The 23,846-nt window shown below is 71.0% G+C and carries 23 protein-coding genes and 1 pseudogene; 13 read left to right on the top strand and 11 right to left on the bottom strand.

What is annotated here, in order from left to right; translation table 11 throughout:
- Positions 1-73 precede the first annotated feature (73 nt).
- A complete protein-coding gene (locus tag ACGFW6_RS34505; protein WP_393518976.1) occupies positions 74-619 on the top strand; it encodes an NUDIX hydrolase in 546 nt (181 codons plus the stop codon).
- A gap of 35 nt (positions 620-654) precedes the next feature.
- On the opposite strand, the gene ACGFW6_RS34500 is transcribed toward ACGFW6_RS34505, so the two are convergent.
- The gene (locus tag ACGFW6_RS34500; RefSeq protein ID WP_393518973.1) at positions 655-912 is read right to left on the bottom strand and encodes a hypothetical protein; all 258 of its coding nucleotides are present in this window, start codon (positions 910-912) and stop codon (positions 655-657) included.
- Between the two features lie 193 nt (positions 913-1,105).
- The gene (locus tag ACGFW6_RS34495; RefSeq protein WP_393518970.1) at positions 1,106-1,978 is read right to left on the bottom strand and encodes a 3-hydroxybutyryl-CoA dehydrogenase; all 873 of its coding nucleotides are present in this window, start codon (positions 1,976-1,978) and stop codon (positions 1,106-1,108) included.
- A 198-nt stretch (positions 1,979-2,176) separates the two neighbouring features.
- Here ACGFW6_RS34495 and ACGFW6_RS34490 point away from each other — a divergent pair, with 198 nt between their 5' ends.
- Positions 2,177-3,439, top strand: a complete 1,263-nt coding sequence (locus tag ACGFW6_RS34490; RefSeq protein WP_393518967.1) for a glycoside hydrolase family 10 protein — start codon at positions 2,177-2,179, stop codon at positions 3,437-3,439.
- 50 nt (positions 3,440-3,489) lie between these two features.
- On the opposite strand, the gene ACGFW6_RS34485 is transcribed toward ACGFW6_RS34490, so the two are convergent.
- Positions 3,490-3,687 (bottom strand): DUF1918 domain-containing protein, encoded by a 198-nt coding sequence (locus tag ACGFW6_RS34485; RefSeq protein ID WP_380854423.1) that lies wholly within the window; start codon positions 3,685-3,687, stop codon positions 3,490-3,492.
- A 94-nt stretch (positions 3,688-3,781) separates the two neighbouring features.
- Positions 3,782-4,729 (bottom strand): DMT family transporter, encoded by a 948-nt coding sequence (locus tag ACGFW6_RS34480; RefSeq protein ID WP_393518963.1) that lies wholly within the window; start codon positions 4,727-4,729, stop codon positions 3,782-3,784.
- On the opposite strand from ACGFW6_RS34480, the gene ACGFW6_RS34475 reads away from it, so the two are divergent.
- From ACGFW6_RS34475 to ACGFW6_RS34465, 3 genes are all read left to right on the top strand, one after another.
- Positions 4,728-6,170 carry a PLP-dependent aminotransferase family protein gene (locus ACGFW6_RS34475; RefSeq protein WP_393518960.1) on the top strand — a complete coding sequence of 481 codons (1,443 nt, stop codon included), beginning with the start codon at positions 4,728-4,730 and terminating at the stop codon, positions 6,168-6,170. The two genes, ACGFW6_RS34480 and ACGFW6_RS34475, sit on opposite strands and share 2 nt — an antisense overlap.
- 247 nt (positions 6,171-6,417) lie before the next feature.
- Positions 6,418-6,852: a GNAT family N-acetyltransferase gene (locus ACGFW6_RS34470; RefSeq protein WP_393518957.1), complete on the top strand. Its 435-nt coding sequence runs from the start codon at positions 6,418-6,420 to the stop codon at positions 6,850-6,852.
- A 151-nt stretch (positions 6,853-7,003) separates the two neighbouring features.
- Positions 7,004-7,597, top strand: a complete 594-nt coding sequence (locus ACGFW6_RS34465; RefSeq protein ID WP_393518954.1) for a histidine phosphatase family protein — start codon at positions 7,004-7,006, stop codon at positions 7,595-7,597.
- Here the strand turns inward: ACGFW6_RS34465 and ACGFW6_RS34460 are convergent.
- A complete protein-coding gene (locus ACGFW6_RS34460) occupies positions 7,579-8,034 on the bottom strand; it encodes a DUF6314 family protein (protein ID WP_393518951.1) in 456 nt (151 codons plus the stop codon). The genes ACGFW6_RS34465 and ACGFW6_RS34460 overlap by 19 nt on opposite strands.
- A gap of 146 nt (positions 8,035-8,180) precedes the next feature.
- On the opposite strand from ACGFW6_RS34460, the gene ACGFW6_RS34455 reads away from it, so the two are divergent.
- The 6 genes from ACGFW6_RS34455 (at position 8,181) to ACGFW6_RS34430 (ending at position 15,826) form a co-directional block, all read left to right on the top strand.
- On the top strand, positions 8,181-10,658 hold the full coding sequence (locus tag ACGFW6_RS34455) for an alpha-L-arabinofuranosidase C-terminal domain-containing protein (RefSeq protein WP_393518948.1): 2,478 nt from the start codon (positions 8,181-8,183) through the stop codon (positions 10,656-10,658).
- A gap of 230 nt (positions 10,659-10,888) precedes the next feature.
- Positions 10,889-11,917: an N-acetyl-gamma-glutamyl-phosphate reductase gene (argC, locus tag ACGFW6_RS34450; RefSeq protein ID WP_393518945.1), complete on the top strand. Its 1,029-nt coding sequence runs from the start codon at positions 10,889-10,891 to the stop codon at positions 11,915-11,917.
- Between the two features lie 88 nt (positions 11,918-12,005).
- Positions 12,006-13,157: a bifunctional glutamate N-acetyltransferase/amino-acid acetyltransferase ArgJ gene (argJ, locus tag ACGFW6_RS34445; protein WP_393518942.1), complete on the top strand. Its 1,152-nt coding sequence runs from the start codon at positions 12,006-12,008 to the stop codon at positions 13,155-13,157.
- On the top strand, positions 13,154-14,068 hold the full coding sequence (gene argB, locus ACGFW6_RS34440) for an acetylglutamate kinase (RefSeq protein ID WP_393518939.1): 915 nt from the start codon (positions 13,154-13,156) through the stop codon (positions 14,066-14,068). Before argJ ends, argB begins: the two co-directional genes overlap by 4 nt.
- Entirely contained in the window at positions 14,065-15,261 is a 1,197-nt protein-coding gene (locus ACGFW6_RS34435; RefSeq protein WP_393518936.1) for an acetylornithine transaminase, read from the top strand. Before argB ends, ACGFW6_RS34435 begins: the two co-directional genes overlap by 4 nt.
- Before the next feature lie 19 nt (positions 15,262-15,280).
- Positions 15,281-15,826: an arginine repressor gene (locus ACGFW6_RS34430; RefSeq protein ID WP_030959635.1), complete on the top strand. Its 546-nt coding sequence runs from the start codon at positions 15,281-15,283 to the stop codon at positions 15,824-15,826.
- A gap of 174 nt (positions 15,827-16,000) precedes the next feature.
- Here the strand turns inward: ACGFW6_RS34430 and ACGFW6_RS34425 are convergent, their stop codons facing one another.
- The 6 genes and pseudogenes from ACGFW6_RS34425 to ACGFW6_RS34400 form a co-directional block, all read right to left on the bottom strand.
- A complete protein-coding gene (locus ACGFW6_RS34425) occupies positions 16,001-16,741 on the bottom strand; it encodes an FAD:protein FMN transferase (RefSeq protein WP_393518932.1) in 741 nt (246 codons plus the stop codon).
- Between the two features lie 55 nt (positions 16,742-16,796).
- Positions 16,797-17,582, bottom strand: a complete 786-nt coding sequence (locus tag ACGFW6_RS34420) for an FMN-binding protein (protein WP_393518930.1) — start codon at positions 17,580-17,582, stop codon at positions 16,797-16,799.
- 37 nt (positions 17,583-17,619) lie between these two features.
- Positions 17,620-19,002, bottom strand: a complete 1,383-nt coding sequence (locus ACGFW6_RS34415) for a ferric reductase-like transmembrane domain-containing protein (RefSeq protein ID WP_393518927.1) — start codon at positions 19,000-19,002, stop codon at positions 17,620-17,622.
- A 102-nt stretch (positions 19,003-19,104) separates the two neighbouring features.
- A complete protein-coding gene (locus ACGFW6_RS34410) occupies positions 19,105-19,806 on the bottom strand; it encodes a L,D-transpeptidase (RefSeq protein WP_393518924.1) in 702 nt (233 codons plus the stop codon).
- Positions 19,807-19,809: 3 nt separating this feature from the next.
- Positions 19,810-20,397 carry a pyridoxamine 5'-phosphate oxidase family protein gene (locus tag ACGFW6_RS34405; protein ID WP_393518921.1) on the bottom strand — a complete coding sequence of 196 codons (588 nt, stop codon included), beginning with the start codon at positions 20,395-20,397 and terminating at the stop codon, positions 19,810-19,812.
- 135 nt (positions 20,398-20,532) lie between these two features.
- Positions 20,533-20,970, bottom strand: a pseudogene (locus ACGFW6_RS34400) (hypothetical protein); the annotation flags it as partial.
- A 275-nt stretch (positions 20,971-21,245) separates the two neighbouring features.
- Between ACGFW6_RS34400 and argH the strand changes: the two are divergent.
- Both argH and ACGFW6_RS34390 read left to right on the top strand, forming a co-directional pair.
- Complete coding sequence (gene argH / locus ACGFW6_RS34395; protein ID WP_393518918.1) at positions 21,246-22,679, top strand: argininosuccinate lyase; 1,434 nt, start codon at positions 21,246-21,248, stop codon at positions 22,677-22,679.
- Positions 22,680-22,858: 179 nt separating this feature from the next.
- Positions 22,859-23,830, top strand: a complete 972-nt coding sequence (locus tag ACGFW6_RS34390) for an aldo/keto reductase (protein ID WP_393518915.1) — start codon at positions 22,859-22,861, stop codon at positions 23,828-23,830.
- Positions 23,831-23,846 lie beyond the last annotated feature (16 nt).

The following is a 23,846-nucleotide window of genomic DNA, read 5'->3' as shown; positions in this document are numbered from 1 at the left end:
GGGTACTCGAACACCGACACCTCATAGTCCCTGCTGCGATATTGCCACTTACTCGACGGAAGGTGGCAGAACCGTGCAGTGGACGAAACAGAACGAACAAACTGTGTATGAAAACCGCTGGTTCACCGTCAACCTGGCAGACGTGGAGCTGCCTGACGGCCGGCACCTGGACCATTTCCTGATACGACTGCGGCCGGTCGCCGTGGCCACGGTGGTCAATGAGGCCAATGAAGTCCTCCTCCTGTGGCGCCACCGTTTCATCACCGACAGCTGGGGGTGGGAACTCGCGGCGGGCGTCGTCGAGGACGGCGAGGACATCGCCCGGGCGGCCGCCAGGGAACTCGAGGAGGAGACCGGCTGGCGGCCGGGACCCCTGCACCACCTCATGAGCGTGGAGCCCTCCAACGGGCTCACCGACGCCCGGCACCACATCTACTGGGCCGACGAGGGCGAGTACGTCGGGCATCCCGTGGACGACTTCGAGTCGGACCGCCGGGAATGGGTCCCGCTCAAGCTCGTCCCCGACATGGTCGCCCGAGGGGAGGTCCCGGCCGCCAACATGGCGGCCGCGTTACTGCTGCTGCACCATCTCCGGCTCGGCCAGGACGACTTGCCCTGATACGACGTCCCCGGCGAGCCGGCGCCTCGGTGCGGCTAGTGACCCACGGCCTGCCAGATCGCCACGACGAGAGCACCCACGGCGGTGAGGGCGGCGACCGCGGGCAGCGGCCAGCGCGCGTGTTCCAGTGTGTGGATCCGGGTGTTCAGCTCGTCGAGTTCCTTGGCGGTCTCCTCGGTGCGGTGCGTGAGCAGAGTCAGCCCGCCCTCCACGCGGGCGTAGGCGACGTCGAGGCGGCGTCGTAACTCTGCGAGTTCTCCAGATACGACTGGATGCTCGGGATCGGCGGTCACGTGTCCGCTCCTTTCCGTAGTCGTCTCGAATCCCTGGCATGCGCAGGAAAAGTGAACTCGCCTGGTGGACGCATGGGGAGAGTGTGCGAACGGCATATGCGAGCCCGGCGCGCACACGGTGTGTGAATGGCGCGGGCCCGGCACCTGTTCGGTGCCGGGCCCGTGTACTTGGCCGGAATCTGACCGTCCGTAATCAGCCGTAGGTGTAGAAGCCGGAGCCGGTCTTACGGCCCAGCCGGCCCGCGTCCACCATGCGCTGGAGCAGCGGGGGAGCGGCGTACAGCGGCTCCTTGAACTCGTCGTACATGCTGTCCGCCACCGAGGCGACCGTGTCCAGACCGATGAGGTCGGACAGCTTCAGCGGGCCCATCGGGTGGGCGCAGCCGAGCTCCATGCCGTTGTCGATGTCCTCGCGGCTGGCGATGCCCGACTCGAACATCCGGATCGCGGAGAGCAGGTACGGGATCAGCAGCGCGTTGACCACGAAGCCGGAGCGGTCCTGGGCGCGGATGGCGTGCTTGCCCAGCAGCTTCTCGGCGAAGGACTGGGCGCGGGCGATCGTGCCCTCGGAGGTGGTGAGGGCCGGGATCAGCTCGACGAGCTTCTGCACCGGGGCCGGGTTGAAGAAGTGCACGCCGATGACCTGGTCCGGGCGCGAGGTGGCGACCGCGAGCTTGACCAGCGGGATCGAGGAGGTGTTGGAGGCGAGGATCGCGTCCGGCCGGGTCACGACCTGGTCGAGCACCTGGAAGATCTCGGTCTTCACCTGCTCGTTCTCCACGACCGCCTCGATCACCAGATCGCGGTCGGCGAACTCGCCGAGATCGGTGGTGAAGGACAGCCGGGACTGCGTCTCGTCCCGCTCCGCCTCGCTGATCTTGCCCCGCTCGGCCGCCTTGTCGAGGGAGTTGAACAGCCGGGTGCGGCCGATCTCCAGGGCCTCGCCGGTGGTCTCGGCGACCTTCACGTCCAGGCCGGCGCGGGCGCAGACCTCGGCGATGCCCGCTCCCATCTGGCCGCAGCCCACCACACCGACGCGTGCAATATCTCCGGAGATGCCGGTCACATCGACCCCTTCGCTGATCCACGACTGCGGCAGGAACGCCGTTGTTCGGCGCCTGCTCCAAACCTGCACGTTACCTTCGGCGAAGCGTGATCGATCGTTCGGGTGCCGCATGAAAGGCTGACGCCGGGTCAGGTCCGGAACGCACGGATCTGTCCGGGGGTGAGGCCATTGACCACGGCACACGGAGGTACGAAAAGGATGCTGCACCGGAAGTCACGGCTGTCACGGCGGGCGTTCGCGGTGACCGCACTGTCGGCACTCGTGGGGTCAGGCGGTGCCATGGCGGCCGGTCCCGCCATGGCGGAGGAAGCGCAGCGTAACCGGCTGTGGGCGACCCGTGAGATGCGCGGAGTCTGGTTGGCGACCGTCGCCAACCGGGACTGGCCTTCCAGGCAGGGGCTCACCGCGGACGAGCAGCGCGACGAACTGATCACCCACCTCGACGCGGCCGCGCGCTGCCGGCTGAACACGGTGATCCTCCAGGTACGGCCCACCGCCGACGCCCTGTGGCCCTCGCCGTACGAGCCGTGGACCCAGGTCCTGACCGGCACCCAGGGCCAGGACCCCGGCTGGGACCCGCTGGGCACGGCCGTGGAGGAGGCCCACGCCCGCGGGCTGCAGCTGCACGCCTGGTGCAACCCGTACCGCATCGCCAACCACACCGACCTGGAGAGGCTGGCCGAGACCCACCCCGCCCGCCGGCACCCGCACTGGGTGGTGGAGTACGGCGGCAAGCTCTACTACAACCCGGGACTGCCGGAGGTCCGTGGCTTCGTGCAGCGGGCGATGCTGGACGCGGTCGCGCGCTACCCCGTCGACGCGGTCCACTTCGACGACTACTTCTACCCCTACCCGGTGTCCGGCCAGAACTTCGGCGACGACGAGGCCTACGACACCTACGGCGGCGGCTTCGCGTCCAGGGCCGACTGGCGGCGGGACAACATCGACAAGCTCATCCTGGAGATGGCGGCCGGCATCCGGGCGATCAGGCCCACCACACAGTTCGGCATCAGCCCGTTCGGCGTGTGGCGCAACGCCGCCTCCGACCCGCTGGGCTCCGACACCCGGGGCGGGGTGGAGACCTACGACGACCTGTACGCGGACACCCGCAAGTGGGTGCGCGAGGGCTGGATCGACTACATCTGCCCGCAGCTGTACTGGAACATCGGCTTCACGGTCGCCGACTACGCCAAGCTCCTGCCCTGGTGGGCGGAGACCGCACGGGGCAGCCGGACGCGGCTCTACGTCGGTGAGGCGCTCTACAAGGCGGGGGACGCCGCCCAGCCCGCCGCCTGGCAGGACCCGGCCGAGCTGTCGCGGCACCTCACGCTCGCCAAGGACCACCCCGAGGCGTGCGGACACGTCTACTTCGCCGCGAAGGACCTGGCGGCGGACCGGATCGGAGCGATGGCGCGGGTCGTCGCCGACCACTACGGGAAGCCGGCGATGGTCCCGCGCTGATCCACCCGCCCGGACGCGCCCGGCCCGCACGGCCGGGTCGCGTCACCGGGCTACCTCGTCATCGTGTTCCTGTGCCGGATCTCGGTGTCGGGGCCGGGGGAGCACACACCCTCGTGCCCGTCCTCGAAACGGACGCGGTACGGGGGGTTGCCCTCCTGACCGAGGACTTCGACGATCTCGCCGACCTTGTCGTGTTGCCCGACCACCCTGCCGTGCTGGACAAGCTGGTCGCCCACGGTTGCACGCATCTGTCGGTCCTCCTCACCAGGTGTGGGAGCAGCGGTCCGTGGCCTTGAGTCTACGGCGTGGAGCGGCGGTTGGAAGTGGGTCGTCAGGGCCCGCTCAGCCGCGCGCCCGCTGGGTCACGGCGATACAGACGAGCACCGCCGCGGCCGTCAGCGGGGCGGCCACCGTCAGGTGCTCGCCCAGGAGCAGCACCGACCACACCAGTGTGAGCAGGGGCTGGGCCAACTGCAACTGGCTGGCCTTGGGGATGCCGATGGCCGCCATGCCCCGGTACCAGACGACCAGGCCGAGGAACTGCGAGCCCGCCGCGACCCAGACCAGCCCGGTCACACCGTGCCAGGACAGCTGCACGGCCTCGTGGGACAGGGCCACCGCGGCGGCCGGCACGCCGATCGGCAGGCACAGCACCAGCGCCCAGCCGATCACCTGCCAGCCCGGCATGACCCGGGCCAGCCGGCCGCCCTCGGTGTAGCCGGCGGCGCACACCAGCAGCGCCGCGAAGAGATACAGGTCCGCGGTGGTCAGCGCGCCGCCGCTCTGCTGCACCGTGAAGGCGACGACGGCGGCCGCGCCCGCGAGCGCCGCCAGCCAGAAGGTGCGCGAGGGGCGGGTGCCGACGCGCAGGGCCGAGAACAGGGCGGTGGTCAGCGGGAGCAGTCCGACCACGACGGCCGCGTGCGCGGTGGTGGACGTCTGGAGGGCGAGCGTGGTGAGCAGGGGGAAGCCGACGACCACTCCGGCGGCGACCACCGCGAGGCCCGCCCAGTGCCGGCGCTCTGGCAGCGGGACGTGCAGGGCGATCAGACAGCCGCCCGCGATCAGTGCGGCGAGCACACTGCGTACGGCGACCAGGGACCAGGGGCCGAAGCTCTCCAGGCCCCACGCGGTGGCGGGGAAGGTGAGCGAGAAGGCCGCGACACCGAGGGCGGCCTGGAGGGTGCCGCCGAGGGTCGCGCGCGCCGGGGCCGCCGGGATCGTGGTAGCGGTCGGCTCGGCGGTGACTGCTATCGCGCTCGGTTCGGTAGCGCTATTCTTGGTCCTCATGCAAGAGCGTAGCAGTGTCAGTGAACTGGCGGCTCAGCTGCGACGGGAACTGAACCGCTACTCTCCCGGTGGAAAGCTGCCGTCGAGCCGGGCGTTGGTCGAACGCTTCCGGGTGAGCCCGGTGACCGTCTCCCGCGCCCTCGCGCAACTGGCGGCCGAGGGCCTCGTGGTCACCCGTCCCGGCGCCGGGGCGTTCCGCGCCGAGCCCCACACGCGTGCCGCCCCCGTGGGGGACACCTCCTGGCAGGAGGTCACCCTCAGCGCGGAGGGCGGGGCGGAACTCGTGCCGCGCTCGGTGGACGCGTCGGGCGTGCTCGTCTCGCTCGCCGCTCCACCGCCCGGCGTGATCGAGTTCAACGGCGGCTATCTGCACCAGAGCCTGCAGCCGGAGCGGGCGATGGCCGCGGCGCTGTCGCGGGCCGGACGCCGGCCCGGGGCCTGGGGCAGGCCGCCCATGGAGGGGCTGCCGGAACTGCGGGAATGGTTCGCGCGCGGCATCGGCGGGGCGGGCGGCGCCGTCACGGCGGCCGAGGTGCTGATCACCGCGGGCGGCCAGTCGGCGCTGACGACGGCGCTGAAGGCGCTCGCACCGCCGGGCGCACCGGTGCTGGTGGAGTCGCCCACCTACCCGGGCATGCTGGCGATCGCTCGCACCGCCGGGCTGCGTCCGGTCCCCGTCCCGGTCGACGCGGACGGTGTACGGCCGGCGCTGCTCGCCGATGCCTTCCGGGCGACCGGCGCCCGCGTCTTCGTCTGTCAGCCGCTGTTCCAGAACCCGACCGGCGCGATGCTCGCACCGGACCGGCGCGGCGAGGTGCTGCGGATCGCGCGCGACGCCGGCGCCTTCGTGGTGGAGGACGACTTCGTACGACGGCTGGTGCACGAGGACGCGGGCCCGCTGCCGCGTCCGCTGGCCGCCGACGACCCCGACGGCGTCGTCGTCCACGTCTGCTCGCTGACCAAGGCGACCTCGCCGAGCTTCCGCGTGAGCGCGCTCGCCGCCCGCGGGCCGGTGCTGGAGCGGCTGCGCGCGATCCAGGTCGTCGACTCCTTCTTCGTGCCGCGGCCCCTGCAGGAAGCGGCCGTGGAACTGGTCGGTTCGCCTGCCTGGCCCCGCCATCTGCGGGCGATCTCGGCGGAGTTGAAGACCCGCCGCGACACGATGACGGCCGCGCTGCGCAGGGACCTGCCCGAGCTCGCCCTTCCGCACGTCCCGTCCGGCGGCTACCACCTGTGGGTCCGTCTTCCGGACGGCACCGACGAACTCGCGCTGACCTCCGCGGCCCTGCGGGCGGGTGTCGCCGTCACTCCCGGCCGGCCGTACTTCAGCGCGGAACCGCCGGCCGGTCACATGCGGTTGAGTTTCGCGGCCGTGGCGGGCGTGGGGGAGATCGCGGAGGGGGTGCGGCGGTTGGGGGTGGCGTGTGACGAGGTGCTGTAGCGCTCCGCTCGGGGGGCCGGGCGGCGGGGCTTTGCCGTCGTTCGTCTGCGGTGCCGTGGTGGCTGGTCGCGCAGTTCCCCGCGCCCCTAGGGGGTTGTGGGCGCTCGGTGATAGGCCGCTCGGCGGCGTTGTCGTTCGTCTGCGGCGCCGTGGTGGCTGGTCGCGCAGTTCCCCGCGCCCCTGGGGGTTGTGGGCGCTCGGCGAAAATTGCTCGACGTCCTTGTCCTGTGCCTGGGACGCTCGGCGCATGAACGGCACCCCTTTCCTCGCCGAGGGCTACGAGATCTCCTTCGACCTCGACCGTGTCGACCGTGAGCGGGTGCATCGGTGGCTGTCCACCGACGCGTACTGGGCGCTCGGGCGGACGCGGGAGAAGCATGACCGGGCGATCGACGGGTCGTTGAACTTCGGGGTGTACGAGTCGGTTTCGGGGGAGCAGGTGGCGTATGCCCGGATCATCACCGACCGGGCGACCTTCGCATGGCTGTGCGATGTGTATGTGGACCCGTCGGTGCGCGGCAAGGGCATCGGATCGGCGCTCGTGGGGGCGGTGCGCGAGCACCTGCGGCCGTACGGACTGCGGCGCATCCTGCTGGCCACGCACGACGCGCACGGCGTCTACGCGAAGCTCGGGTTCGCGCCGCTGGAGAATCCGGACCAGTGGATGGCGCTCTCCTTCTGACGCCCGGGCGGCCGTGCTTGAAGTTTCCAACGGCTCGTTTTCTTGCCACTTGTCCGCCTGGTCCTGACCCGGCAGTAAGCCTTCGCCCACCCTCGGTGACACCGGCACAACCCCTCTTGACCTGCGCACTTCGGCGTCACACCATCACCGCATGCCACTTCGGGTCACGTTCGTCGCCGCCGCGCGCAGCTCCTCGCTGCTCGCGGAGCGCTTCCAGGACGACCGGCCGCTGGACCAGGCCGGCTGGGACGAGGTGCAGAGCGTCGCGCACGGCCTGCTGCCGCTGGCCGCGGCCGAGCTGCGCTACTGCTCACCGACCCCGCGCAGCCGCGCGACCGGCGACGCCCTCGGCTATGCCCCGCTGGTGCAACTCGCCCTGCGCGACTGCGACATGGGCCGCTGGGGCGGGCTCACGCTCGGCGAGGCGATGGCCCGCGAGCCGGACGCGGTCGACGCCTGGCTGGCCGACCCGCGCGCCACACCGCACGGCGGTGAGTCGCTGCTCGGGTTCATCGGCCGCGTCGGCGGCTGGCTCGACACCCGGCCCGTGGACGACGGCGACCGTATCGTGGCCGTGGCCGAACCGTCGGTGATCCGCGCGGCGCTGGTGTACGCGCTGAAGGCGCCGCCGTCGACGTACTGGAACATCGACGTACGCCCCCTGTCGACCACCACGGTGACCGGCCGTGCGGGCCGCTGGAACCTGCGCCTCGACGCGGGGTCGGCTCAGCGCTCGCGCGCGTAGTCGGTGGTCAGGACCAGGTCCTTGGCCGGTCCGCGCACCCGCCACACCGACCGCCAGTGGTCGGCGTCCCGGACGGTGAACTCGCCGCGGTAGAGGTCGGCCGAGCAGGGATGGTCGGCGACGTGGTGGCCGCAGGTCAGGTCCAGGTCGTGGAAGGGGCGGCCGTCGGCGAAACGCACGTCAGCCGTGCCCGGTGCGCTCCCCGGCAGGAAGCGCAGGGTCCGCTCGGCGGGCCGGGGCACGCCCCGCCACACGAACGTCCCCGCCTCGTGGTGCAGCAGCCCTCGCGCGGGTCCGGTGTCCTCCAGCGGCCCGAAGACCGTCGTACCGGAGAACGCCCCCTCGTCGCCGCTCGCGAGGTCCCGCACCGACCGCTCGGCGCGCCAGCTTCCGGCCAGATACGCCAGTGCGTCCGGTACCGGCCAGGGCTCGCCCATCCGTTCCACTCTCCCGACTCTCCCGGCCCGTCCGACAACTTTCGAAACCGTGCGAACCGTTGACGCTGCCAAATCCCTCTCCCTATCTTGCCGTTCGAAGTGCTGATCAGTGTCTGATATTTCGAACATCGAGCCGCGGAGTATCCATGTCACGCATCCGCTGGAGATACGGCACCGCCGCGACCGCCCTGCTGGTCGCGGCCGGCCTCGTCCCCACCACCACCGCGCACGCCGAGGGCGTCACCGACTACGCGATCACCGTCGACCCGGCCGCCAGGGGCGCGGAGATCGACGACACGATGTACGGCGTCTTCTTCGAGGACATCAACCGGGCCGCGGACGGCGGCCTGTACGCCGAGCTCGTGCAGAACCGGTCCTTCGAGTACTCCACGGACGACAACCGGTCCTACACGCCGCTCACGTCCTGGACGGTCGCCGGTACGGGCCAGGTCGTGAACGACGCCGGCCGGCTGAACGAGCGCAACCGCAACTACCTCTCCCTGGGCGCCGGTTCGTCCGTCACGAACGCCGGCTACAACACCGGGATCCGCGTCGAACAGGGCAAGCGGTACGACTTCTCGGTGTGGGCCCGCGCCGACAGCGGCACCACCCTCACCGTCGGTCTCACGGACGCCGCGGGCGCGCTGGCGACGGCCCGCCAGGTCGCCGTCAAGGGCGACTGGACCAAGTACAGGGCCACGTTCACCGCGACCCGCACCAGCAACCGCGGCCGCCTCGCCGTCGCCGCCACCGACCCGGCCGCTCTCGACATGGTGTCGCTGTTCCCGCGCGACACGTACAAGAACCAGCCGGGCGGCCTGCGCAAGGACCTCGCCGAGAAGATCGCCGCCCTGCACCCGGGCTTCGTCCGCTTCCCCGGCGGCTGCCTGGTCAACACCGGTTCCATGGAGGACTACAGCGAGTCCTCCGGCTGGCAGCGCACGCGTTCCTACCAGTGGAAGGACACCGTCGGCCCGGTCGAGGAGCGCGCCACCAATGCCAACTTCTGGGGCTACAACCAGAGTTACGGCCTCGGCTACTACGAGTACTTCCGCTTCTCCGAGGACATCGGCGCCATGCCGCTGCCGGTCGTCCCGGCCCTGGTGACCGGCTGCGGCCAGAACAGGGCCGTCGACGACGAGGCGCTGCTGAAACGGCACATCCAGGATGCCCTCGACCTCATCGAGTTCGCCAACGGACCGGCGACGTCCGAGTGGGGCAGGGTCCGCGCCGAGATGGGCCACCCGCGGCCCTTCCGTCTCACACACATCGAGGTCGGCAACGAGGAGAACCTGCCGAACGAGTTCTTCGACCGCTTCAAGCGCTTCCGCACCGCCATCGAGGCGAAGTACCCGGACATCACGGTCGTCTCGAACTCCGGCCCCGACGACAGCGGCACCACCTTCGACACCGCCTGGAAGCTCAACCGCGAGGCGAACGTCGAGATGGTCGACGAGCACTACTACAACAGCCCCACCTGGTTCCTCCAGAACAACGACCGCTACGACTCCTACGACCGGAGCGGCCCGAAGGTCTTCCTCGGCGAGTACGCCTCGCAGGGCAACGCCTGGAGGAACGGCCTCTCGGAGGCCGCGTTCATGACCGGCCTGGAGCGCAACGCGGACGTCGTCAAGCTCGCCTCGTACGCCCCGCTGCTCGCCAACGAGGACTACGTCCAGTGGCGGCCGGACCTGATCTGGTTCAACAACCGTGCCTCCTGGAACTCGGCGAACTACGAGGTCCAGAAGCTGTTCATGAACAACGTCGGCGACCGGGTCGTCCCCTCGAAGGCCACCACCACACCGGACGTCAGCGGCCCCGTCGCCGGGGCGGTCGGCCTGTCGACGTGGGCGACCAGCGCCGCCTACGACGATGTGAAGGTCACCGCGGCGGACGGCTCGACGCTGCTGAGCGACGACTTCTCCGGGGACGCCGCGCGGTGGACGCACACCGGCACCGGCAGCTGGAGCGTGCAGGACGGCCAGTACGTCCAGACGGACGCCGCCGCCGAGAACACCATGGTCCAGGCCGGCGACCCGTCCTGGCACGACTACGACCTGCATGTGAAGGCCACCAAGAAGTCCGGCAAGGAGGGCTTCCTCGTCGCCTTCGGCGTCAAGGACACCGGCACCTACTACTGGTGGAACCTCGGCGGCTGGAACAACACCCAGTCCGCCGTCGAACAGGCCGTGGACGGCGGCAAGGGCACCCTGCTGACCAAGGCCGGCTCCATCGAGACGGGCCGCGCCTACGACATCGACATCAAGGTGCGCGGCCGCCAGGTCACGCTGTACCTCGACGGCCAGGAGTGGGGCAGCTTCACCGACGACAAGCCGGCCGAGCCGTTCCGCCAGGTCGTCACGCGCGACGCCGCGACCGGTGACCTGATCGTCAAGGTCGTCAACGCCCAGTCCGCCGAGGCCCGCACGGCCATCGACCTGGGCGGCGCCAAGGTCGCCTCCAGGGCCCGGGTCACCACGCTGGCCGCCGGCCAGGACGCGGTGAACACCGAGACCGACGCACCGGTCGCCCCGGCCACGTCGACCTTCTCGGGGGTCGCCGACACGTTCACGTACACCTTCCCGGCGAACTCTGTGACCTTCCTGCGGATCAAGCAGAGGTGACGGAGCGCGCCGGCTGCCGGCGGTCCCTCCCGGGACCGTCGGCAGCGCCTTGAGGGGATCCCGTCGCGGCGGGAGGCGGGCGCCGGGCCGGCCCGCCCCCAGATGTTCGCGCCCTTTTCGCCCGTGCCGACACCGTCCGTCATGTCCCCCACCTGTAGTGATCCCCTGGTGGAGTCGTTGCATAAAACTGCGGCGAAACGTATAGTCATGCCATCAAGGAGGAGGATTCCATGGCGGTACGTGCGGCTGTGGCCGGAGCGAGCGGATACGCGGGCGGGGAACTGCTGCGTCTGCTCCTGGCCCACCCCGAGGTCGAGACAGGGGCCCTGACCGGCAACTCCAACGCCGGGCAGCGCCTCGGTGCGCTCCAGCCGCACCTGCTGCCGCTCGCCGACCGCGTGCTCCTGGAGACCACGCCGGAGGCGCTGGCCGGCCACGACGTCGTGTTCCTCGCCCTGCCGCACGGCCAGTCGGCCGCCGTCGCCGAGCAACTGGGTCCGGACGTGCTGGTCGTCGACATGGGCGCCGACTTCCGCCTGAGGGACGCGGGCGACTGGGAGCGGTTCTACGGCTCCCCACACGCCGGTACCTGGCCGTACGGCCTTCCCGAGCTGCCGGGTGCCCGCGCCGCGCTGGAGGGGTCCAAGCGCGTCGCGGTGCCCGGTTGTTACCCGACCGCCGTCTCGCTCGCCCTCTTCCCGGCCTACGCCGCCGCGCTCGCCGAGCCCGAGGCTGTGATCGTCGCCGCCTCCGGCACGTCCGGCGCGGGCAAGGCGCCCAAGCCGCATCTGCTGGGCAGCGAGGTCATGGGCTCCATGACGCCGTACGGTGTCGGCGGCGGTCACCGGCACACGCCCGAGATGATCCAGAACCTCAGCGCGGCGGCGGGGGAGCGGGTCTCCGTCTCCTTCACGCCGACCCTCGCCCCCATGCCCCGCGGCATCCTCGCCACGTGCAGCGCGCAGGCCAAGGACGGCGTCACCGCCGAGTCCGTCCGCGCCGCGTACGAGAAGGCGTTCGCCGACGAGCCCTTCGTCCACCTGCTGCCGGAGGGCCAGTGGCCCGCCACGGCGTCCGTCTACGGTTCGAACGCCGTTCAGGTGCAGGTCGCATTCGACGCCGCCGCGAACCGCATCATCGCGATCAGCGCCATCGACAACCTCACCAAGGGCACGGCCGGCGGCGCCGTCCAGAGCATGAACATCGCCCTCGGGTTTCACGAGAACACCGGGCTTTCCACGATCGGAGTCGCACCGTGAGCGACGCACGTGCAGCCACCGGGCCGCAGACAACGACGAAAGCCGCACCTCTGCGCTGCACGGGCGGAGAAGCGAACAAGGAGACGCAGTGAGTGTCACGGCAGCAAAGGGGTTCCGGGCGGCGGGTATCGCCGCCGGGATCAAGGAGAACGGCAATCCGGACCTGGCCCTCGTGGTCAACGACGGTCCGCGCCGCGCCGCCGCGGGCGTCTTCACCTCCAACCGCGTCAAGGCCGCCCCGGTCCTGTGGTCCGAGCAGGTCCTCAAGAGCGGCCAGGTCTCGGCCGTCGTGCTGAACTCCGGCGGCGCCAACGCCTGCACCGGCCCGAAGGGCTTCCAGGACACCCACGCCACCGCCGAGAAGGTGGCCGAGGTGCTCGGCCGCGGTGCGATCGAGGTCGCGGTCTGCTCGACGGGTCTGATCGGCGTCCTGCTCCCGATGGACAAGCTGCTGCCCGGTGTCGGGACCGCGGCCGCCTCCCTGAGCGAGCACGGCGGCGAGAAGGCGGCCATCGCCATCAAGACCACCGACACGGTCCACAAGACGTCCGTCGTCACCAGGGCCGGCTGGACCGTCGGCGGCATGGCGAAGGGCGCGGGCATGCTCGCCCCCGGCCTCGCCACCATGCTGGTCGTCCTCACCACCGACGCGGCCGTCGCGAGCGACGTACTGGACCGGGCGCTGCGGGCGGCCACCCGCACGACCTTCGACCGCGTCGACTCCGACGGCTGCATGTCCACCAACGACACCGTGCTGCTGCTCGCCTCCGGATCCTCCGAAGTCACGCCGGAGTACGAGGAGTTCGCCGAGGCCGTACGGCAGGTCTGCGACGACCTGGGCCAGCAGCTCATCCGGGACGCCGAGGGCGCCAGCAAGGACATCAAGGTCGAGGTGATCAACGCCGCGACCGAGGACGACGCCGTCGAGGTGGGCCGCTCCATCGCCCGCAACAACCTCCTCAAGTGCGCCATCCACGGCGAGGACCCCAACTGGGGGCGTGTCCTCTCGGCGATCGGCACCACGTCCGCCGCCTTCGAGCCCGACCGGCTCAACGTCGCCATCAACGGCGTCTGGGTCTGCAAGAACGGCGGCGTGGGCGAGGACCGCGAGAAGGTCGACATGCGCTACCGCGAGGTGCACATCGTCGCCGACCTCGCCGCCGGGTCCGAGACCGCCACGATCTGGACCAACGACCTGACCGCCGACTACGTCCACGAGAACAGCGCCTACTCCTCATGAGCAACGCACCCGCGCGTAAGCACACCGCGCTCCCCAAGGCCCAGATCCTCATCGAGGCGCTGCCCTGGCTGGTCCGGCACAACGGCAAGACCGTCGTCATCAAGTTCGGCGGCAACGCCATGATCGACGAGGAGCTGAAGGCCGCGTTCGCGCAGGACGTGGTGTTCCTGCACCACGCCGGCCTCAAGCCCGTCGTCGTGCACGGCGGTGGCCCGCAGATCAGCGCCGCCCTCGACAAGCACGGCATCGTCAGCGAGTTCAAGGCCGGCCTGCGCGTCACCACCGAGGACGCCATGGACGTCGTACGGATGGTGCTGGCCGGGCAGGTGCAGCGCGAGCTGGTCGGCCTGCTCAACCAGCACGGCCCGCTCGCCGTCGGACTGACCGGCGAGGACGCCCACACCATCACCGCCACCCGGCACCAGCCCGAGATCGACGGCGAGCTCGTCGACATCGGTCGGGTCGGCGAGATCACCGACATCGACACGGGCGCGATCGAGGCCCTGCTCGCCGACGGCCGGATCCCGGTCGTCTCGTCGATCGCCCGGAGCCAGGACGACCACCATGTCTACAACGTCAATGCTGATACGGCGGCTGCGGCACTCGCTGCCGCGCTGGGCGCCGAGACGCTCATGGTCCTCACGGACGTCGAGGGCCTCTACGAGGACTGGCCCCACAGCGACGAGGTGATCAGCCGCCTGACCGCTTCCCAACTGGAGAAGCTGCTGCCGGAGTTGAGCTCCGGAATGGTGCCGAAGATGGAGGGCTGTCTGCACGCCGTCCGGGGCGGCGTGACCACCGCCCGCGTCATCGACGGCCGGGTCCAGCACTCGATCCTGCTGGAGATCTTCACCGACGAGGGAATCGGCACGATGGTCGTGCCGGACGCGCCAGAGGGGGACGCCGAATGACCGGCAATCAGGAGTACGCCCAGCGGTGGCAGGGTTCGCTGATGAACAACTACGGCACCCCGCGCCTCCCCCTCGTGCGCGGGGCGGGCCTGAAGGTCTGGGACGCCGACGGCAAGCAGTACCTCGACTTCGTCGGCGGCATCGCGACGAACGCGCTCGGCCACGCCCACCCGGCGATCGTCGAGGCCGTGAGCAGGCAGATCGCCTCCCTCGGCCACATCTCCAACTTCTTCATGGCCGAGCCGACCGTCGCCCTTGCGGAACGGCTCCTGCAGCTGTTCGGCCGGGACGGCAAGGTCTTCTTCTGCAACTCCGGCGCCGAGGCCAACGAGGCCGCCTTCAAGCTCGGCCGGCTGACCGGGCGGACCCACATGGTCGCCACCGACGGCGGCTTCCACGGCCGCACCATGGGTGCCCTCGCGCTCACCGGCCAGCCCGCCAAGCAGGACCCGTTCCGGCCGCTGCCGGGCGACGTCACCCATGTGCCCTACGGCGACGCCCAGGCGCTGGCCGCCGCGGTCACCGAGGAGACCGCCCTGGTGATCGTCGAGCCCATCCAGGGCGAGAACGGCGTCGTGGTCCCGCCGGCCGGCTACCTCAAGGCGGCGCGTGCGATCACCGCCGCCACCGGGGCGCTGCTGGTCCTGGACGAGGTGCAGACCGGCGTCGGGCGCACCGGGCACTGGTTCGCCTACCAGGCGAGCGAGGGCGTCCTGCCGGACGTCGTCACCCTCGCCAAGCAGCTCGGCGGCGGGCTGCCGCTCGGTGCGACGGTCGCGTTCGGGCGGGCGGCGGAGCTGCTGCAGCCCGGTCATCACGGGACGACCTTCGGGGGGAACCCGGTCGCGTGCGCCGCGGGTCTGGCCGTGCTGGACGCCATTGCGAACGAGGGGTTGCTGGAGAACGTCAAGCGGCAGAGCGAGAAGTTGCGCGACGGAATCGACGCTCTCGATCACCGGTTGATCGATTATGTCCGGGGTGGGGGCCTGCTCCTGGGTATCGTGCTCACCGAGCCGCTCGCCGCCAAGGTGCAGCAGGTGGCTCAGGACGCCGGATTCCTGGTGAACGCGCCCGCCCCCGATGTCGTACGGCTCATGCCGCCGCTGAATCTCGCGGACGACGAAGTGGAGGCGCTTCTTCAGGCCCTTCCCGGCATCCTGGACGGGGCCGACACGGCCGACGGGGACGCATGATCCGGAGAATGGGACGACGATGAGTCAGGCGCAGGACCACGAGCACAACGGGGTCGCAGGGCCTGCCGTGCCGCAGACCCGCACCGCCCGCCACCGCCGGATCGTGGACATCCTCAACCGGATGCCGGTGCGGTCGCAGAGCCAGCTGGCGAAGCTGCTCGCCGACGACGGGCTGAGCGTCACGCAGGCCACGCTCTCCCGCGACCTGGACGAGCTGAACGCGGTGAAGATCCGCAACAACGACGGTGACCTCATCTACGCGGTGCCGAGCGAGGGCGGTTTCCGGACGCCCCGGGCGCCGCTGGGGGAGTCGGCGAAGGAAGAGCGGATGCGGCGGCTGTCGCAGGAGCTGCTGATCTCGGCGGAGGCTTCGGCGAATCTCGTGGTCCTGCGTACTCCTCCGGGGGCCGCGCAGTTCCTGGCCTCGGCCATCGATCAGGCCGAGCTGCACGACATTCTGGGGACGATCGCCGGTGACGACACGTTGCTGTTGATCAGCCGGAACCCCACGGGGGGTCAGGCTCTCGCCGACCACTTGCTTCGGTTGGCCCAGAACGGCCACTGAGGGGGGTGGCGGCCGGTCCGCTGCCGACTGCCGGCGGGTCGTGGCCGGTCGCGCAGTTCCCCGCGCCCCCAGGGGCGTTGTCCCGTACGGCGCTGCCAGGTGACTGACGTAGCTGCGGGCGGTCGTTCGGGTGTGGCTGGGCGCGCAGTTTCCCGCGCTCTTGGGAAGGGCCGCTCACCCGAGTCGAGCCGCCAGGCCCCCTGTGCAGCGCACCTCGTCTCCCGCCGTGATCAGGAGGGCCTCCACGTCCGGGAGGGACTCCAGCCAGGCCAGGGCGTCCCGTGAACCCATCGCGAAGGCCGCTGTCGCCCAGCAGTCCGCCCAGGTGAGCCGAGGGGCCACCACGGTGACGGCCACGAGGTCCGTCACCGCGGAGCGGCCCGTGCGGGGGTCGACGATGTGGGTGCCGCGTTCCGCCGTGCCGGAGGTGGCCACCGCCAGTTCGGTGAGGCCGGCGGCGGAGATGACCGCCGCGAGGCCGCCGGGGCGCAAGGGGTCGGACACGCCCACCCGCCACGGGCGTTGGGCGCCCGGTGTGCCCAGGAGCTGGACGTCGCCGCCGCCGTTGACGCTGACGCCGCTCACGCCCGGGACGTCCGCAAGGCGGCGGGCCGCTCGTTCGACGGACCAGCCCTTGACGATGCCGGTCGGGTCGAAGCGGCCCTCGTAGGTCGTGCTGAACCAGCCCTCGCTGAGCCGCTCCGCCTCGGCACCCAGGTCGAGGACCTCGGTCACCTCGGGGTCGCACTCGTCGATGGTCAGCTCCCCGCGCGCCAGCCGGGAGATCTGGCTGCCGTCCCGGTACGTGCTGAACACCTCGTCGACCCGGTGCAGGCCCGCGATCGCCTCTTCCAGCGCCGACCGCACAGCACCGGAATCCCCGCCGCGGACGTCGAAGGAGACGACCGTCCCCATGACCTCCTCCGCACGACGTACCGCGGCGGGAGCTTGTGTCGGTTCCACCACCGTGTCAGCCACCGGCCTGGTCCAGCGCCGACTGGAGGGACTCCTTGTAGCCGGCGCTGGTGTACGTGGCCCCGGAGACCGCGTCGATGTCGGCGCTGCCGGCCGCCACGGCCGCCTGGTTGAGCTTCGGCACGGCGTTCGCGGTGATCTGGTCGCTCTGCCCGCCCTTCGGCGCCTGGACCGTCTCGGCCCGGGTGATCTTCCCGCCGCTGACCGTGATCCGGACCTGGACCGCGCCGTACTGGGTCTGCGCCACGCCGCCGGTGACGGTCTTGGCCTGCGCGGCGTCCGAACCCTGTGAACCGGAGCCGGAGCCCTGCGAACCCGAGCCCTGTGAAGAGCCGCCGGCCGCCTTCGCCTTGTCGAGCGCCGACTGGAGGGACTTCTTGTACCCGGCGCTCGTGTACGTCGCCCCGGACACCGCGTCGATGTCGGCGCTCTGCGCGGCGATCGCGGCCTGGTTGAGCTTCGGTACGGCGTTCGCCGTGACCTGGTCGCTCTGCCCGCCCTTGGGCGCCTGGACGGCCGCCGCCTGAACGATCTTCCCGTCGCTCACGGTCAGCCGCACCTGCACGGCGCCGTACTGCGTCTGCGCCGCGTCACCGGTGACCGTGCCGGAACCGGCCGCCTCGGCGCCGCCCTGGGCCGAGGCCGCAGGCGGCGCGCCCACGCCCGCCGCCTGCGCGGAACCCGGGTCGGACGCCGGCTTCAGCGACAGCAGCAGCACGATGCCGGACACGGTGGCGGCGCCGGCCAGCACGATCCGCCGGATGGGGTGACTCTTCCTCATGGCTTCTACAGCTCCTGAAGTCTTGAAGTCCCGTCGCTCACATCTCGAACGACTCGTGATGGATGCGGCGGGCAGGCACACCCGCGTCGCGCAGTGCCTCGTAGACGGACTGTGCGAAGCCGGCCGGCCCGCACATGAAGACGTCGTGCTTGTCGATGTCGGGCAGCTTCTGCTGCAGCCGTTCCGCCGAGATGTCTGGCCGCTCGCCGTCGGGGCTGTTGACCGCGTACATCAGCCGGGCTCCGCGCTCGTCGGCGATCTTCGCCAGTTCGTCCCACAGCGCCAGGTCCTGGGTGCTGTTGGCCCGGTAGAGCAGGGTGATGTCACCGGAGGCGCCCGGCAGCGTCTCGAACAGGGCCCGCATCGGCGTGATGCCGACGCCGCCCGCCACCAGCAGCACCTTGCCCCGGCTGCGGCGCTGGGCCGTCAGGGCGCCGTAGGGGCCCTCCGCCCACACCTTGGTGCCGGGCTTCAGATCACGCAGCCGGGAGGTGTGGTCGCCGATCGCCTTCACGGTGATCCGGAGCATGTCGGGGCGGGGCGCCGCCGACAGGGAGTACGGGTGGGAGCTGAACCGCATGCCCGGCGCCTTGAACCGCCAGCGGAAGAACTGCCCGGCCTCCGCTCCCATCCGGTGCAGCTTGCGCCCGCCGATGAGCACGGACACGATGCCCGGCGTCTCCTCGATGACCGCCTCCACGTACATCCGGTGCCGCAGGTTCAGCCGGATCGGGGTGATGACCCGGTACCAGAGCACGGCCGCGGTCACGGCCCCGTACAGCCCGTACCAGAAGGTCTTCGCGGTGGGCTCCACGGCGAACTCGTTGCCGGTGGTGATCTGGTGCCAGAACGTCAGGAACACCGAGGCGTACGTCAGCAGGTGCACGTGGTACCAGGTGTCGTACGGGATCCGGCGGCGGATGCCCCCGATCGAGATGAGCGCGATGAAGAACAGCAGCCCGGTGCCGATGGCCGCCTTGCCCATGTCCGGCAGCGTGTTCACCGAGTCGATCGTCTGCTGGACGATGCCGCCGAGCGTCCTGCCCGCCTGCAGCGCGTAGCCCCACATGATCAGGAAGACGTGCGCGACGACCAGGCAGACCGTGTACCGGCCGCTCATCGCGTGCCAGCGCGCGACCCGGTCCGAGCCCACCCGCCGCTCCAGCGCGGGGACCCGCGCCATCTGCAGCACCACGAGGGCCATCAGATAGCCGGCGAGCAGACCGGTGATCCGGCCCGCCGCGATGATCTTTGCGGTGTTGTCCGCGAGGGACGGCGTGTTGTCCCACCACAGCCACAGCACCGCGGCGGCGCCCGCCCATAGGGCGATCACCAGCGGAACGGCCGGGGAGCGGCGCGGTCGGATGCGGCGCATCGTCTGGCGTCGGGCGGCACGGCCGCCCGCGATCGTGGTGGTCACGGTTCCTCCGGGGACGGGAGCAAGGGGGGTGGCGTGGTCCCTTGGCCCTGAGATACGTGCGGGGAGGTCCGTGTGTTCAGTGGCGGCTGTCAGGTCCCGGGGTCAGTACCGGGTGATCGCCGTGGCGCCGCTCGCCGTGCCGATCGCGATGTGCGGTCTGCGCTTCGGCTCGGCCCACCTGAGGATCCGCCGCATCGCGTCCCGCGACACCGACACACAGCCGGCCGTGGCCCCGCGCCCCTTCACATGGAGGAAGATCCCGGCGCCGCGCCCCTTCACCGGACGGTCGTAGTTGAAGCCGATGACGAGCGCGTGCGCGTACAGCGCCCCGTAGGAGACGAGGTGCTCCGACTCGGCGGCCCGGCAGTCACGGGCCCGTGGCTCGCTCCACCGGTTGTAGGCGCGGGAGCCGTTGTCCTGGCACCACCAGGAGTCCTGGTGCACGCGGCGGTACTTGTACGCGGTCCCGCGCGGCGCCTTGTCGATGCCGAAGGCGTACGGCAGCCCGTACAGCCCCGTCGGTGTCGTGTTCGTGCCCTGTCTGCGCTTCGTCCCCCGGACCAGCCCCTTCGCGCCGAAGCGGGCGGACGCCGAACCCGCCTTCACCCAGCGCCCGTCGACCCGGTTCCACCAGGTGACCGTCCCCGCCGTCGAGCCGGTGCTCGGCGCGACGGCGGTGATCAGCTGGGTGCCGCCGCCGGTGTCGGCCATGCGCGCGGGCAGTGGCCGTGGCGACCCCTCACCCGGCGCGGCGCCGAGCACGAGGAGGGACGCGGAAGCGAGGGCGACGACACCGTGGCGCATGGCTCAGAAGCTAGACGGAGGCAGCGGCAACGGCACGCCGGGTAGGCCATCCAGGCTGGTCGCGATGTGGTCCTTCTTGGCGAAGTACGCGCTGAGGGACGCGTCGTCCTCCCGGGCGAACCGCTTGCCGTGCAGGTCGCGGTCCTCGTCGTACGTCATCAGGGGGACCGCGTAGCCGCAGGAGTCGCGGATGTGCTCGGCCCGCACCAGGATGATCGCGCGCAGGCCGTGCGCGGACGGGTCGATGTCGGGGAAGTGCCCGAGCAGTTCCGCGAACCGCGGGTCGTCGCGGAAGACCGCCTCTCCGCGGCCGTGCACCCGCACGATGTTGGGCGGGCCCTGGAAGGCGCACCACATGAGGGTGATGCGGCCGTTCTCGCGCAGATGCGCGACGGTCTCGGCGTTGGAGCCGGCGAAGTCGAGGTAGGCCAGCGTGTGTTCGTCGAGGATGACGAAGGAGCCCTTGAGGCCCTTGGGGGAGAGGTTGACCGTGCCGTCGGCGGACAGCGGTGCGGTCGCGGTGAAGAAGAGCGGCTGCTCCTCGATGAACGTGCGGAGCCGGCCGTCTATGCGTTCATAAGTTTTTCCCACACCGTCGATTATGGACGCGAATCGTTCGCCTGTCTAAGGACTTGTGGGGCCGGGTCGGGGTCGCTCGACGTCACCAGGGCCGCCCCGGCCGGCGTGCCAACGGGGCGGCCCAGGCTGCCTGTCACGTCACTGGGTGAGCGTGCAGGCGGCGAACGCCTCCAGCCCTTCGGGCTTGGCGGCCGTGCGGCCGATGGCGGTCTCGATGCGGTTGAGGGCGGCGACGCGCTTGTCCTCCAGGGGGCCGAGGATGGCGTTCTGGACGAAGTTGGGTCCGCCCTGGCCGACGGTGTCGACGAGGCGCTGGTTGGCCTCGGCGATCTGGGTCTGGAGCTGGGCGAGATTGCGGTCGACCTCGGCCTGCGCGGACGCCGGGATCGCGGGCAGCTGACCGGTCACGTCCGGGCACGCGATGGTGCCGGGTCCGGCCAGCGTGCGGGCGTTGGTGCCGCCGTTGCCGGACGTCTCCCCGGCGAGGGCGAACCCGGCGATCACCGTGCCGGACAGCGCCACCGCGGCGGCGCCACCGATGAACGCGACACGACGCTTGTTGTACTTCGGAAGGGCCCTGGACATGCGGATGCCTCACTCGGGTTCGGGGGTTGTCGTCGGGTGCGAACGCGGCGCCTGCGTCCGGCGAGAAGTACGGGTAAGCGGTTTCTCGCGTTCAAAGAGCGCTCGGGAATTTCCTCCGCCACCGACCCAAATTGACGAATCATGCAGGGTTCTGCATACTCATGCATGTCAATGCGTGGTGAGCGTCGTGAGTGCGCACTAGCCTGACGACCGCCTCCCCGTTCACGCCACGGGGAGGCGGTGCCACAACCGGACCTCCCCGAGGAGCACAGCGAGTGAGCAGCAACAGCGGTGACGTACGGCTCTGGGGCGGCCGTTTCGCCGACGGTCCCGCCGAGGCCCTGGCCAAGCTGTCCGCGTCCGTCCACTTCGACTGGCGCCTCGCGCCCTACGACATCGCCGGCTCCCGCGCCCACGCGCGCGTGCTGCACAAGGCCGGGCTGCTCACCGAGGACGAGCTGACCCGGATGATCGCGGGCCTCGACCGGCTCGAGGCGGACGTGGCCTCGGGCGAGTTCGTCGGCACGATCGCCGACGAGGACGTCCACACCGCCCTGGAGCGGGGCCTGCTGGAGCGCCTCGGCCCCGACCTGGGCGGCAAGCTGCGCGCGGGCCGTTCCCGCAACGACCAGGTCGCGACCCTCTTCCGGATGTACCTCCGGGACCACGCCCGCATCATCGGCGGCCTGATCGCCGACCTCCAGGACGCGCTCGTCGGCCTCGCGGAGGCCCACCCGGACGTGGCCATGCCCGGCCGTACCCACCTGCAGCACGCCCAGCCGGTGCTCTTCGCCCACCATGTCCTGGCGCACGTGCAGTCGCTGTCCCGGGACGCCGAGCGGCTGCGCCAGTGGGACGAGCGCACGGCCGTGTCGCCGTACGGCTCCGGCGCCCTCGCCGGCTCCTCCCTCGGCCTGGACCCGGAGGCGGTGGCGAAGGACCTCGGCTTCGAGCACGGGTCGGCCGCGAACTCGATCGACGGCACGGCCTCCCGTGACTTCGTCGCGGAGTTCGCCTTCATCACCGCGATGATCGGCGTGAACCTCTCCCGGATCGCCGAGGAGGTCATCATCTGGAACACGAAGGAGTTCTCCTTCGTGACCCTGCACGACGCCTTCTCGACGGGCTCGTCGATCATGCCGCAGAAGAAGAACCCGGACATCGCCGAGCTCGCGCGCGGCAAGTCCGGCCGGCTGATCGGCAACCTGACGGGCCTCATGGCCACGCTCAAGGCGCTGCCGCTCGCCTACAACCGCGACCTCCAGGAGGACAAGGAGCCGGTCTTCGACTCCTGCGACCAGCTGGAGGTCCTGCTCCCCGCCTTCACCGGCATGATGGCGACCCTCACCGTCAACCGCGAGCGCATGGAGGAACTGGCCCCGGCCGGCTTCTCCCTCGCCACCGACATCGCCGAGTGGCTGGTCAAGCAGGGCGTCCCCTTCCGCGTCGCCCACGAGGTCGCCGGTGAGTGCGTGAAGGTCGCCGAGTCCGAGGGCAAGGAGCTGGACGGCCTGACGGACGAGCAGTTCGCGAAGATCTCCGCCCACCTCACACCGGAGGTGCGGACGGTCCTGAACGTCCCGGGAGCCCTCGCCTCCCGCAACGGCCGCGGCGGTACGGCACCTAGCGCGGTGGCGGTCCAGCTGGCCGAGGTGAAGAGGGACGTGGCGGCCCAGCACCAGTGGGCGGTGGCCAAGAAGCAGGGCTGAGGGCGACGCCCGCCAAGGAGTACGGGGCCGTGGTGATGTGCGGCTGCGCCGCGTGGGCGCGACAGGCCACGACGAACGCGCACGCGCCGAACCACGGCACGAGCCGCTCCGATTGCCGGGGTCGTCGCGGGGTACGTTGATCGGAATCCGGTACCGGAGCCGACCGAACGGAGCCCGCGATGCCCTTCGCCCGACTGGCGACAGCAACCACCCCGACCTGCCACATCGGACTCGGCCTCGCCGCCGTCGGCCGCCCGGGCTACATCAACCTGGGCCGGGAGCAGGACCTCGGGGAGAACCGCAGCGTCGAGACGCTGCGCACCCGCACCCACGAACTCCTCGACGCCGCCTACGCCCAGGGCGTCCGCTACTTCGACGTCGCCCGCTCGTACGGCCGCTCGGAGGAGTTCCTCGCCGAGTGGCTCCGCGCCCGCCCCGCCTTCGACGACATCGTCGTGGGCAGCAAGTGGGGCTACACCTACACCGCGGACTGGACGACCGACGCCGAACGGCACGAGGTCAAGGACCACAGCCTCCAGGCCTACGAGCGTCAGCGCGCCGAGTCCGAGGCCGTGCTCGGCGACCTTCTCGACCTCTATCAGATCCACTCGGTGACCCCGGACAGCCCCGCCCTCACCGACAAGGACCTGCACGCCAGGCTCGCCGAAGCGGCGGCCGCCGGCCTCACGGTCGGCTTCTCCACCAGCGGCCCGGCCCAGGCCGAAGCCATCCGTGCCGCCCTGGCCGTGACCGTCGACGGCGAGCCCCTCTTCCGTACCGTCCAGTCGACGTACAACGCCCTGGAGACCTCGGCCGCCCCCGCCCTCGCCGAGGCGCACGACGCCGGGCTCACGGTGATCGTCAAGGAGGGCATGGCCAACGGCCGGCTCGCGGATCCGCACGCGCCGGAGGCGCTCAAGGCCGTCGCGGAGGAGACCGCTCTGGGCTGCGACGCCGTCGCGCTCGCCCTGATCCTCCGGGAGCCGTGGGCCGGTGTGGTGCTCTCCGGCGCGGCGACGACCGTACAGCTCGTGTCCAACCTGCACGCCGCCGCCGTGGACCTCGACGAGTCCCAGCTGGAACGGCTCGCCGCGCTGGTCGAGGAGCCGGGCGCCTACTGGGAGCGGCGCGGGCAGCTGCCCTGGCACTGACAGGGGCACCGCTGAT

Source organism: Streptomyces sp. Y7 (genome assembly GCF_043195415.1).
GTDB lineage: Bacteria > Actinomycetota > Actinomycetes > Streptomycetales > Streptomycetaceae > Streptomyces.
This window is presented reverse-complemented; position numbering and strand designations above follow the sequence as displayed.

Bases quoted from the DNA above. Each gene is read 5' to 3' on its own strand.
- ACGFW6_RS34490 (WP_393518967.1), top strand. From the start codon at position 2,177: ATGCTGCACCGGAAGTCACGGCTGTCACGGCGGGCGTTCGCGGTGACC.
- ACGFW6_RS34485 (WP_380854423.1), bottom strand. From the start codon at position 3,687: ATGCGTGCAACCGTGGGCGACCAGCTTGTCCAGCACGGCAGGGTGGTC.
- ACGFW6_RS34475 (WP_393518960.1), top strand. From the start codon at position 4,728: ATGCAAGAGCGTAGCAGTGTCAGTGAACTGGCGGCTCAGCTGCGACGG.
- ACGFW6_RS34480 (WP_393518963.1), bottom strand. From the start codon at position 4,729: ATGAGGACCAAGAATAGCGCTACCGAACCGAGCGCGATAGCAGTCACC.
- ACGFW6_RS34470 (WP_393518957.1), top strand. From the start codon at position 6,418: ATGAACGGCACCCCTTTCCTCGCCGAGGGCTACGAGATCTCCTTCGAC.
- ACGFW6_RS34465 (WP_393518954.1), top strand. From the start codon at position 7,004: ATGCCACTTCGGGTCACGTTCGTCGCCGCCGCGCGCAGCTCCTCGCTG.
- ACGFW6_RS34460 (WP_393518951.1), bottom strand. From the start codon at position 8,034: ATGGGCGAGCCCTGGCCGGTACCGGACGCACTGGCGTATCTGGCCGGA.
- ACGFW6_RS34455 (WP_393518948.1), top strand. From the start codon at position 8,181: ATGTCACGCATCCGCTGGAGATACGGCACCGCCGCGACCGCCCTGCTG.
- argC (WP_393518945.1), top strand. From the start codon at position 10,889: ATGGCGGTACGTGCGGCTGTGGCCGGAGCGAGCGGATACGCGGGCGGG.
- argB (WP_393518939.1), top strand. From the start codon at position 13,154: ATGAGCAACGCACCCGCGCGTAAGCACACCGCGCTCCCCAAGGCCCAG.
- ACGFW6_RS34435 (WP_393518936.1), top strand. From the start codon at position 14,065: ATGACCGGCAATCAGGAGTACGCCCAGCGGTGGCAGGGTTCGCTGATG.
- ACGFW6_RS34430 (WP_030959635.1), top strand. From the start codon at position 15,281: ATGAGTCAGGCGCAGGACCACGAGCACAACGGGGTCGCAGGGCCTGCC.
- ACGFW6_RS34425 (WP_393518932.1), bottom strand. From the start codon at position 16,741: ATGGGGACGGTCGTCTCCTTCGACGTCCGCGGCGGGGATTCCGGTGCT.
- ACGFW6_RS34420 (WP_393518930.1), bottom strand. From the start codon at position 17,582: ATGAGGAAGAGTCACCCCATCCGGCGGATCGTGCTGGCCGGCGCCGCC.
- ACGFW6_RS34410 (WP_393518924.1), bottom strand. From the start codon at position 19,806: ATGCGCCACGGTGTCGTCGCCCTCGCTTCCGCGTCCCTCCTCGTGCTC.
- ACGFW6_RS34390 (WP_393518915.1), top strand. From the start codon at position 22,859: ATGCCCTTCGCCCGACTGGCGACAGCAACCACCCCGACCTGCCACATC.